Source organism: Nocardia sp. NPDC004278 (assembly GCF_053602975.1).
Window position 1 is genome coordinate 1 of sequence record NZ_JBSGEQ010000082.1, and the last position, 10,944, is coordinate 10,944.

Here is a 10,944-nt window from a genome sequence, read left to right on the forward strand (position 1 = left end):
GGGGGGGGGGCCTCGCCGCCGTCGGGGGGGTCCGCCCCCTACAGCCCCCCAAACCCGCACCACCCCCCCCCCCACCCCCCCCACCCCCCGCCCGGGGGGGGCCCCCCCACCCCCCCCCCCGCCACGAACCGGTCACTTGGTGAGGTCGACCACCCACTCGTGGTTGTTCACGTCGACCTTGTCCTTGCCGTCGAAGACAGCGGGCGTCGCGACCTCGCCATTCGCATCGGTCAGTGCGGCACGCGCCATCTGGGCGCGGATCTTCGCCGCGTCGAGCTTCGCGCCGGTGCTGATGCACTGCACCGCCTCCAGCGACGCGCCCGCCTCCTTCGCGACATTCGTCAGATCCTCATTGCTGAGATCCGCGCCGCCTTCCTTCGGCTGCTTCGAGGTGAACAGCAGGGCGTGGAACTTCGAGTACACCGGACCGGAGCCGGTCTCCGCGACACATTCGTTCGCCGCCACCGCGCGGGTCGAGTAGTCCTTGCTCTTGGACTTGGGATCGAGGAATGTCACCAGGTGATAGCGCACGGCGAGCTTGCCCTCGTCCATCTTCTGCGCGATCTCCTGACCGTAGAGCCGCTCCAGCGCACCGCAGGATGGACACAGCGGATCCTCGTACACGTCGATGGTCTTCGACGCATCCCCGCGACCGAGCAGAATCGCACCGCTCTTCTGGTCCAACACCACGGTCACCGCCGCATCGTGCACCGCCCCATACCCGTCATTACGAATCGAGGCATCATCACGCCCCCACCGAAGAGCAAGAATCACGATCAACACAATGACCACGAGCGCCACGCCCCCCAGCGCATACGTGGTCACATTGGACACCGGCCGCGGCGTGTACTTCGAACCCGATTCGCTCACCCCCACACTCTGCCCCACCCCACCCCGCCCCCACCCCCGAGGGGGCCTGGACCATGATCACCATGCACTGGTGCAGGTAAACGTCGAGAGCAGTCCTGCACCAGCGCATGGTGAACAAACGTCCAACTGCTTTGTGGGGTTAGGGGTGGGGGGTGGTGTTGGGGGGGTTGTCGAGTAGGAGGTGGTCGGCTTCGTCGGGGCCGCGGATGTGGTCGGGTGGGGTAGTGGTATCGGTGGCTCGGCGGTGTAGGGGGTCTGGGACGAGGGACCAGACTGCGGCGGCTACGGCGAGGAGGGCACCGGTGAGGGTGAGTGCTAGGCCGTAGGAAAAGTGTTGGGCCACCGCGCCTACCACGACCGGGCCGATGACCGTGCCGAGATCAGCGGCCATCTGGAACCCGGCGAGCACCGGGCCGCCGCGAGCCTTCGGTCCGATGACATCCGCGACGGCCGCCTGCTGGGCGGGGGTGAACATGCCCGATCCGAGTCCGGCCACGAATGAGGTCGCCAACAGCCAGGGCAGGTCAGCCGCAATACCGAGTCCTGCGGTACCGATCGCGCAGATCAGCGATCCGGCGATCAGGAACGGCTTGCGACCGAATCGGTCGGAGAGCCTGCCGGAGGCGAACAGCACCGCGACATTGCCCGCGGCGAACACCGTCAGTGTCACACCGGCCATACCCGGTTTCTGATGCAGTACTTCAACAACGAGCAGCGGCACCAACGCCATTCGCACGCCGAATACGGCAGCGCCATTGGCGAAATTCGACAGCAGTACCGCGCGGTACTCCGACCGGGACAGCCCCTCGCGAAACGACATCAACCGCAGCCCGTCAACGGGTTCGGGGGCAGCCAAGGTCGAATGTCGCAGGTTCACATAGACCACGGCGGTGGCGAGCAGCAGCGCGCCCGCGTAGATCAGGAACGGTGCCCGCAGCCCGAGCCCGGCGAGCGCACCGCCGACCAGCGGCCCGCTCACCGATCCGATCAGAAAGCTCGTCGACCACAGCCCGGACACCCGGCCGCGCTGTCCGGGCGGTGACATCCGGATGACCAGCGCCAGCGACGATACGGTGAACATGGTCGACCCGACACCGCCCACCGATCGCAGCACCAGCAGCTGCCAGTAACTCTGCGCGAACGCACTCGCCCCGGTCGACACCGCGACGATCAGCAGTCCGCCCAGATAGACCGACCGCTCCCCCAGCCGCTGTACCAATCGACCGCTGACCGGCGCGAACAGCAGCCGCATCAGGGCGAACGCACTGACGATCGCCGACGCAGCGGCGACACCGACCCCGAACCCACGTGCGAACTGCGGCAGCACCGGTGCCACCAGACCGAATCCGACGGCGATAACAAACGATGCGCCGATCAACACCCAGATCTCGACCGGCAAGGCCCTGGACGCCGCCCCGCTCGATCCAGCAGCAGCCCCACCCGGCCCCCCGATCGAACCCGACGCCACCGTCGGTCCCAACCCCCTCGCCGATCCCCCTGTCTCCGCCGACCCAAGTGCCCTCGCTGAACCCTTTGACACCACTGGACCGGGCGCACCCGCTTCCCCTGACGAACCGGGCGAACCCACCAAATCCGCCGAACCCGACGCCCCGGCCGTCTCCGCCGCCCCCCGTGCCCTCGCCGAACCCTCCGGCACCACCGAACCGGGCGCACCCACTACCCCCGACGAACCGAGCGAACCCACCAAATCCGACGAACCCGACGCCCCGGCCGTCTCTGCCGAACCCCATGCCCGCGCCGAACCCCCTGTCTCCGCCGAACCTCGTGCCCTCGCCGAACCCCCCGACACCACCGAACCCGGCGCACCCACTGCCCCCGACGAACCGAGCGAACCCACCAAATCCGCCGAACCCGACGCCCCGGCCGAACCCGTAACCGATCTATCACTCACCGGACAGCGCCTGCCCCACCACTTCCTCCGCGGCCGCCTGCACCTGTGCCAAATGCTCGGGCCCTTGGAACGACTCCGCGTAGATCTTGTACTTGTCCTCGGTCCCCGACGGCCGCGCCGCGAACCACGCATTCTCCGTGGTGACCTTCAATCCGCCCAGCGGCGCGCCATTGCCGCGCGCTCGAGTGAGCACCGCCGTGATCGGCTCACCGGCGATCTCCTTTGTGGTGATCATGTCCGGTGTCAACTTCGCGAGCAACGCTTTCTGTTCCGGGGTCGCGGCGGCATCGATCCGCGCATAGGCGGGACTGCCGTAGCGCTTCTCGAGTTCGACGTAGCGCGCCGACGGACTCTGACCGGTGACCGCGGCCACCTCGGTCGCCAGCAGGGCGAGCAGGATGCCGTCCTTATCGGTGGTCCACACGGTGCCGTCCATCCGCAGGAACGATGCGCCCGCACTCTCCTCACCGCCGAAAGCCAGACTGCCGCTGAACAATCCGGGTACGAAGAATTTGAAGCCGACCGGCACCTCGTACACATCACGCCCGAGCACGCTGACCACCCGGTCGATCATCGACGAACTCACCGCCGTCTTGCCGATCTTGGTCAGCGCGTCCCAGCCCATCCGGTTCGCGACGAGATATTCGATCGCGACCGCGAGGAAATGGTTCGGATTCATCAGACCACCGTCGGGGGTGACAATGCCGTGCCGGTCCGCGTCGGCGTCATTGCCGGTGGAGATGTCGTAGTCGTCTTTGATGGCGATCAGCGAGGCCATCGCATAGCGCGAGGATGGATCCATCCGGATCTTGCCGTCGGAATCCAGGGTCATGAACCGCCAGGTCGGATCGACGAACGGGTTGACGACCTCGAGCTCGAGGTCGTAGCGCTGCCCGATCTCCTCCCAGTAGTCGACACTGGCCCCGCCCATCGGATCCGCGCCGAGCCGGATCCCGGCACCACGAATGGCGTCCAGGTTCAACACATTCGGCAGATCGGCGATGTAGTGGTCGAGGTAGTCGTAGCGCTCGACGCCGTTTTCCAGCGCATGCCGCAGCGTGGTCCGCCGCACACCGGCCAGTCCGCCGCGCAACAGTTCGTTGGCGCGGGTGGCGATGGCGTCGGTGGCCCTGGTATCGGCCGGACCACCGTGCGGCGGATTGTATTTGAAGCCGCCGTCGCGCGGCGGATTGTGTGAGGGCGTGACGACGATGCCATCGGCCTGATGTTTGGCGCCGCCACGATTGTGGCGCAGCACCGCATGGCTCAGGGCGGGTGTCGGGGTGTAGCGGTCGCGGGCATCGATCATCGCGGTCACATCGTTGGCGGCGAGCACCTCGAGCGCGGTGGTCCACGCGGGCTCGGAGAGTGCGTGGGTGTCGCGGGCCAGATAGACCGGACCGGTAATGCCGCGCATGGCACGGTATTCCACGATCGACTGGGTGATCGCCAGAATGTGCGCCTCGTTGAACGCGCAGTCCAGACTCGAACCCCGATGCCCCGAAGTACCGAAGGCCACCTGCTGTGCGGGATCGGCCGGATCCGGGATGCGGCTGTAGTAGGCCGTCACCAGACGCGCGATGTCCTCGAGGTCGGAGGGACGCGCGGGTCGCCCGGCTCGATCATGGGCCATGCTCGGGTCTCCCTTCCGTGTCGGCTGCGCCCGGCTCGTCATCAAAATCATGGCCACAACCACCGGGTCGTGGCCGCGGCGGCGTACACCGCGGTCAGGCTGGTGACGACGCTGAGCACCACATTGCCCGACGCATACGCGTAGGCGCCCTCGACGGCGAGGCGGATCGTCTCGTAGCCGAAGGTGCTGAATGTGGTGAGCGCACCACAGAAGCCTGTTCCCGCGGTGGCCAACAGCCAGCTGTTCGCACTGGCGCCGATCAGTCCACCGAGCAACGCCGAACCGACAATGTTAACGGTCAATGTGCCCAGCGGCAGCAGAGATTCGAATCGCGCGGCAACCGCACGGTCGATGAGGTACCTGGCGGGCGCGCCGACCATGCCACCCACGACGACGAGCAGGACGATCATCGGGCGACCCCCAGTGTCGGATGCCAGATCTCGACGTCGGACAGCACGACGTTCACCCCGGCGAGCACCTCGGAATTCTGCTGCACGAAGGTCCGCAGCCGCTGCACCTCGTCGACGACCATCACCAGGACGGGTAGGTGTTCGGCCAGATCCAGGATCCGGCTGGTGTGGATGCGCGAGGAGGCGCCGTAGCCCTCTACTCCGCGCCACACGCTGGCTCCGGCCAGTCCGGCGTCGCGGGCACGTCGCACGATCTCGTGATGCAGGGGGCCGTGCCGCCACTTGTCGTCCTCGTCGAGCAGGATCGTCAGTCGCGCCGCAGACTGCCACTGTCCCGCGGCCGGACCAGTGCCCGCCGGTGAATCACTCATCGCCTGACCCCCTTCCGTCGTGCTCTCCACTGTTCAACTCGTTCGTCGTGCCGTACCAGCCGCCCACCGTGCCACAGTCATGCCGAGCACGACCGCCCCCAATGCCGCCACCATCGTCCCCCCGAGATAGCCGAGCGCCTCGACCGTGGCACCCGATTGGAGCAGTCTACGAACCTCGACGCCGTAGGTGGAAAAAGTGGTGAAGCCGCCGAGGAATCCGATACCGAGGAAGGGGCGCAGCAGTCTGTGGGCTACCCAGACTTCGGTGATCAGAACCATCAGAATTCCGATCGCAAAGCATCCCATGACGTTGATCGTGAACGTCGACCAGGGGACCTGATGCGGTTGCCCCGGCCACCACGCGCCGATGGCATAGCGCAGCAGCGCACCGAGACCACCGCCGAGGCAGATCACCACGAGCACCACCGGCGCAATGCTAACGGTCACCGGATGATCCACATATCCGGGACGACGGCGCACGCCATGAACAGCGCCGTTCGTTGACATGGCACCCCGGAGCACGTACGAATGCCTGGAAGGTTTGGCCGAAGTTCCCACCTACCCCTACGGAGACAGGTCGGGAGCGATGATGGCGGCACGACGGGCTGTACCCAACGCACATCGGAATACGGTGGCAGGCCGCCGAACCGGGTGCCAGCAACTGTTCGGCAGATCGATTCGTCGGACATGGCGACCGTCGTTCCGGCGACTCGGTGTCGCGATCTTGGCGACCGCGCTGGCCGGACTCGGTTACGCACCGCCCGCCATGGCGCAGCCGACCTATCCCATTCCGGATCCGGACGGTTTCTATTGGGCGCCACCGGATGTGGGCAACTTCCAGCCCGGCGATGTGATCCGCAGCAGGCCGGTGGCCGCGACGGGCTTCCCCGGCGCGACGGCCTGGCAGTTGCTCTACCGGTCGACCAATTCGGCGGGCGATCCCATTGCGGCCGTCACCACGGTGCTGCTACCGGTGGGCGGCGGACTCGATCGGCCGCTGGTGTCGTATCAATCGGCCATCAATTCGCTCGGCCTGCAGTGCGCGCCCTCGCACAGCCTTTTCGACGGCGGAATGCAGGAGGCGCCCTTGCTCAATGTGCTGCTGGCCCGCGGCTGGGCGGTGGCCGTTCCGGATCATCTCGGCCCGACGAGCGCCTACGGCACGGGCCGCCTCGGCGGCATGCTGACACTCGACGGCATCAGGGCGGTAAAACGTTTCCCACCAGCCGATCTCGCGGGCAGCCCGGTCGGCATGACCGGATACTCCGGCGGCGGCACGGCGACCGGATTCGCGGCGGCGCTCGCCCCCGAGTACGCGCCGGAACTGCCGATCGTCGGGGTGGCGCAGGGCGGCGTGCCGGTGAATATCGGCAAACTCGCCCGCGAGGTCGGCCAGGCACCGAACCGATTGTTCGGCCTCGGTTTCGCCGCCGGGATGGGGCTGGAGCGCGAATACCCGACCCAGCTGGCGATGGAACGGTTCCTCAATCCGACGGGATGGGCACTGCGCGATCAGGTCGCCAACGCCTGCACCAGCGAGATCATCGCGGCGGGCGCGAATATGGATTTCGACGATGTCTTCAATGGCTCGCCGTTCGACGCGGACGCGAGCGCGATCGGGGTCATGGACGACAACAGTCTGGAGACCTATTCCGGCGTACCGCGCGCGCCGATATACGAATGGCACGGCACCAACGACGAGGTCGACCCCTGGCTGGCCCGCGACGTGATGGGCCGCTATTGCGCGGCGGGCACCCCGGTGCTGCTCGACCTGATCCCGGGCGCCGACCACAACTCGGCGATCTTCATCGGCGCGCCACGGGCATTCGCCTATCTGTCCGATCGTTTCGCCGGACTTCCGGCCCCGAGCAACTGCTGATACCGGATTACCGGTGCACCGAAAACACAACGCCCGCGTCATCATTGACGCGGGCGCTGTGCTGTTCGAGCGGAACAGTTCAGTGCACGATGACCGGCTCACCCTCGGATGGCGCTGGCACCGTATTCGGCATCAGCAATCCGGTGATGACCGCACCGGCCACGAATATCGCGGTGGCCCACCAGAAACTGGTCGTGTAGCTCTCGATCTGCGCCTGTGCCATCGCCAGCGGACCGGGCTGGTGCATGGACAGGTAATCCGTCGCGGCAGAGGCAGCGATGGTGCTCAGCAGCGCCGTGCCGATCGAACCGCCGACCTGCTGGCTGGTGTTGATCATCGCCGAGGCCACACCCGCGTCCTCGTGGTGCACACCGGCCGTCGCGCCTTGGAAGGCGGTCGACATCGCGCCACCGAGGCCCAGACCCATCAGGATCAGCGCGGGCAGGATATTCCCGACATAGCTGCTGTCCAGGCCGATCTGGGTCAGCCATGCCATACCGAGTGCGGCCACCAGGAAGCCACCGGCGACCACCATCTTCGGACCGACCTTGGGCATCAGCAGCGAGGGCACCGTAGTCGAGGAGGCAATCATGCCCGCCACCATCGGCAGGAAGGCCAGACCGGTCTTGATCGGCGAGTAGCCCATGCTCAGCTGCATGTAGTAGGTCAGGAACAGGAAGATCGCGAACATCCCGATGCCCATGACGAATACCGTCAGGAACGAACCGCCGCGGGTGCGATCCAAGACGATGCGCAGCGGCAGCAGTGGATGCGCCACCCGGGTCTCGATCGCCACGAACGCCGCGAGCAGCGCCGCGCCACCGATCAGGAAGCCGAGGGTGACCGGATTGGTCCAGCTGGTGGATTCGGCGTGCGAGAAACCGTAGACGATGCCGAACAGCGCGGCGGTCACCACGACGGTGCCGGGGACGTCGAGCTTGGGCCGCTCGGTCACCACATGTCGTGCCAGCAGCAGCACCGCGCCGACCAGCGCGACCGCGGCGAAGCCGAGGTTGACGAACATCACCCAGCGCCACGACGCCCATTCGGTGAGCATGCCGCCGAGCAGCAGGCCGATCGCGCCACCGGCACCGGCGACAGCACCGAAGGTGCCGAAGGCCTTGGCGCGCTCGGAGGGTTCGGTGAAGGTGACCGTCAGCAGCGACAACGCGGCCGGTGCCAACAATGCGCCGAAGACGCCCTGCCCGACCCGGGCTGCGACCAGCATCTCGAAGCTGGTCGCGGCGCCGCCGACCGCAGAGGCGACGGCGAATCCGACCAGGCCGATAATGAAGGTGTTGCGCCGGCCGAACAGGTCACTGAGTCGGCCACCGAGCAGCAACAGGCTGCCGAAGGCAAGGGCGTAACCGGTGACGACCCACTGCCGGTCGCCATCGCTGAAACCGAGGTCCAGTTGCGCTGCGGGCAGCGCGATATTCACGACGGTCGCGTCGAGCACCACCATGAGCTGAGCCACGCCGAGTACGGCGAGCACCCACCAGCGCAGGGCATGCGAGCCGCGGCGGCCCGAGTCAGATTTCTCGGGGGCGGGTGCCCCACGGTCCAACGTGGTAGTCATGTGTCCCCTTTGTCTCGAGTCTCAATGCGGAGGTACCTCCTCCGCTTACCGGTCTAAGCTAACACAATAACGGAGACAACACCTCCGCTTAATCCCGCTTATTGCTAGGATGTTCCTGTGAATCACGCCACTACCGTGCCTCCACCTCGGCGTCTACGTGCCGACGCCGCCCGCAATCAGCAGCGGATCGTCGAGGCAGCCCGCCAGCTCTTCGCCGATCACGGACTCGAGATCACCCTCGACGACGTGGCCGAACGTGCCGGAGTCGGCGTCGGCACCGTCTACCGACGCTTCGCCAACAAGAAGGAATTGATCGCCGAGGTCTTCGAACAGAACGTCGGCGAGTTCGCCGTCGCCGCCGAGGCCGCCGCGCAGCATCCGGACCCCTGGCTGGGCCTGGTCCAGTTCTTCGAGTACGCCTGCACCCACCTGGCTACCAATCGCGGCTTCAGCGAGGTGATGCTCGAACTCGAAGAGGATATGGACCGCTTCGCCCAGTTGCGCGACCGGATCAAGCCGACCGTCGCCGCGGTCATCGATCGCGCGCGCGACACGGGCGCACTGCAGCCCGATATCGAGCCCTCGGACTTCTTCGCGCTGATCCACATGGTCGACGCGCTCGCCGAGTTCTCCAAGCCGGTCAATCCGAACTCCTGGCAGCGTTATATGGCCATCGCGCTCAACGGTGTACGCAGCGATACGACGCCGCGCCGACCGCTTCCGGCACCCCCGTTGACGGATGAGGAAGTCGAACAGGCCAAGTCGTTCGCCTGCGCGGGCAGAAAGCGCTAGCGCAAAAATCGGACATATCTAGCGCACATATCGCCGGTCCCTTAAAGTTGGACGCATGACCAACTCGTGGGGGAACTGGGCCGGGGATCAACAGTGCGCTCCGGCTGCCATTGCGGCCCCTCGCAACCCCGAAGAACTGGCCGAGATCATCGGCCGCGCCGCCACCACCGAACAGACTGTACGGGTCGCCGGAGCGGGCCATTCCTTCACCGATGCGGTGCTAACCGACGGCATCCTGGTGAACCTTTCGAAGATGAACCGCATCCTCACCGTGGACCGGGAGACCGGCCGCGTCCGAGTCGAGGCGGGCATCACCCTCAATGCCGCGAGCACCGCACTGCATCCGCTCGGTCTGGCCTTCCCCAATCTGGGCGATATCGATGTGCAGACCGTCGCGGGTGCCACCGCCACCGGCACCCATGGCACCGGCGCAACCCTGCAAAACCTGTCGGCCGCACTGCAATCCATCGAGTTGGTACTCGCCGACGGCAGCCGGGTCGAGGTGAACGAGCAGACCGATCCGGACGGCTGGCGGGCGGCGCGGGTCAGCGTCGGCGCGCTCGGCGTGGTCAGTGCGGTCACCTTGCAGTTGGTGCCCTCGTTCGTGCTCGAAGGGATCGAGCGGCCGGTGCCGGTCGAGCAGGTCCTCGCGGATCTGGACGCCTATGTCGACGGCAACCAGCACTTCGAGTTCTACATGTTCGGGCACAGTCCGCTGGCGATGACCAAGCGCAACAACCCCGTCGACCTGCCGGAGCAGCCGCGCGGCAAGGCCGCCGACTGGTTCGCCGACATTCTGATGTCCAACTACGCGTTCGACGCGCTGTGTCGGCTGGGCAAGCGGCAGCCGCGGCTGGTGCCGTGGATCCATCGCGGTGCGGCGTACGCGGGCAGCTACCGCCGCCAGGTCGACCGCTCCTATCGAGTCTTCGCCTCGCCCCGGCTGATTCGCTTCACCGAAATGGAGTACGCGATCCCGCGCGAGCATTCCGCCGCCGCCATCCGCGAGATCAAGGAACTATCGACGAGGTTCGATACGCCTATGCCGATCGAGGTGCGCTGGGTCGCCCCCGATGACGCATTCCTTTCCCCGGCCGGTGGCCGTGACACCTGCTACATCGCCGTGCACCAATATCGCGGAATGGAATTCGAACCGTATTTCCGCGCCTGCGAAGCGGTTTTCGACAAGTACAACGGTCGCCCGCACTGGGGTAAGCGCCACTTCCAGACCGCCGAGACGCTGCGGCCGCGGTACCCGGACTGGGACCGCTTCACCGAGGTGCGCCGCCGTTTCGACCCGAAGGGCCGCTTCGCGAACCCATACATCGAACGAGTCCTCGGCTGTGTTTGATTTGCCGCGCCTGCGGCGCGGCGTGTTCGCGGCCCCCTTTTGTCTCGCGTCCGAGCCGTCGAGACTCGCGCCTGCGGCGCATGCGCTTCGACGACTCGGACCCGGGACGGGGCGCGCCCGGCGCGCCGTCTAAACGCTCCACCACGA

At 66.6% G+C, this 10,944-nt stretch carries 10 protein-coding genes; 3 read left to right on the forward strand and 7 right to left on the reverse strand.

Going from position 1 to position 10,944, the window contains the following annotated elements:
• Positions 1 to 132: 132 nt before the first annotated feature.
• The 6 genes from ACWEO2_RS43825 to crcB form a co-directional block, all read right to left on the reverse strand.
• On the reverse strand, positions 133 to 870 hold the full coding sequence (locus ACWEO2_RS43825) for a DsbA family protein (protein WP_452410798.1): 738 nt from the start codon (positions 868 to 870) through the stop codon (positions 133 to 135).
• Between the two features lie 139 nt (positions 871 to 1,009).
• Positions 1,010 to 2,269, reverse strand: coding sequence for an MFS transporter (locus ACWEO2_RS43830; protein WP_452410799.1), 1,260 nt, complete (start codon positions 2,267 to 2,269; stop codon positions 1,010 to 1,012).
• 505 nt (positions 2,270 to 2,774) lie between these two features.
• Positions 2,775 to 4,415: a phosphoglucomutase (alpha-D-glucose-1,6-bisphosphate-dependent) gene (gene pgm, locus ACWEO2_RS43835; protein WP_452410800.1), complete on the reverse strand. Its 1,641-nt coding sequence runs from the start codon at positions 4,413 to 4,415 to the stop codon at positions 2,775 to 2,777.
• A gap of 47 nt (positions 4,416 to 4,462) precedes the next feature.
• A complete protein-coding gene (locus ACWEO2_RS43840; RefSeq protein WP_452410801.1) occupies positions 4,463 to 4,825 on the reverse strand; it encodes a fluoride efflux transporter FluC in 363 nt (120 codons plus the stop codon).
• Positions 4,822 to 5,196, reverse strand: a complete 375-nt coding sequence (locus tag ACWEO2_RS43845; protein WP_355188254.1) for a DUF190 domain-containing protein — start codon at positions 5,194 to 5,196, stop codon at positions 4,822 to 4,824. The genes ACWEO2_RS43840 and ACWEO2_RS43845 overlap by 4 nt, the downstream gene beginning before the upstream one ends.
• A gap of 33 nt (positions 5,197 to 5,229) precedes the next feature.
• Positions 5,230 to 5,643, reverse strand: coding sequence for a fluoride efflux transporter CrcB (crcB, locus tag ACWEO2_RS43850; protein ID WP_452410802.1), 414 nt, complete (start codon positions 5,641 to 5,643; stop codon positions 5,230 to 5,232).
• A gap of 319 nt (positions 5,644 to 5,962) precedes the next feature.
• On the opposite strand from crcB, the gene ACWEO2_RS43855 reads away from it, so the two are divergent.
• Positions 5,963 to 7,075: a lipase family protein gene (locus ACWEO2_RS43855; RefSeq protein ID WP_452410806.1), complete on the forward strand. Its 1,113-nt coding sequence runs from the start codon at positions 5,963 to 5,965 to the stop codon at positions 7,073 to 7,075.
• Positions 7,076 to 7,154: 79 nt separating this feature from the next.
• On the opposite strand, the gene ACWEO2_RS43860 is transcribed toward ACWEO2_RS43855, so the two are convergent.
• Entirely contained in the window at positions 7,155 to 8,654 is a 1,500-nt protein-coding gene (locus tag ACWEO2_RS43860) for an MFS transporter (protein WP_452410803.1), read from the reverse strand.
• 117 nt (positions 8,655 to 8,771) lie between these two features.
• Here ACWEO2_RS43860 and ACWEO2_RS43865 point away from each other — a divergent pair, with 117 nt between their 5' ends.
• Both ACWEO2_RS43865 and ACWEO2_RS43870 read left to right on the forward strand, forming a co-directional pair.
• Positions 8,772 to 9,446 carry a TetR/AcrR family transcriptional regulator gene (locus ACWEO2_RS43865; protein ID WP_452410804.1) on the forward strand — a complete coding sequence of 225 codons (675 nt, stop codon included), beginning with the start codon at positions 8,772 to 8,774 and terminating at the stop codon, positions 9,444 to 9,446.
• A gap of 55 nt (positions 9,447 to 9,501) precedes the next feature.
• Positions 9,502 to 10,797 (forward strand): D-arabinono-1,4-lactone oxidase, encoded by a 1,296-nt coding sequence (locus tag ACWEO2_RS43870; protein ID WP_452410805.1) that lies wholly within the window; start codon positions 9,502 to 9,504, stop codon positions 10,795 to 10,797.
• Positions 10,798 to 10,944 lie beyond the last annotated feature (147 nt).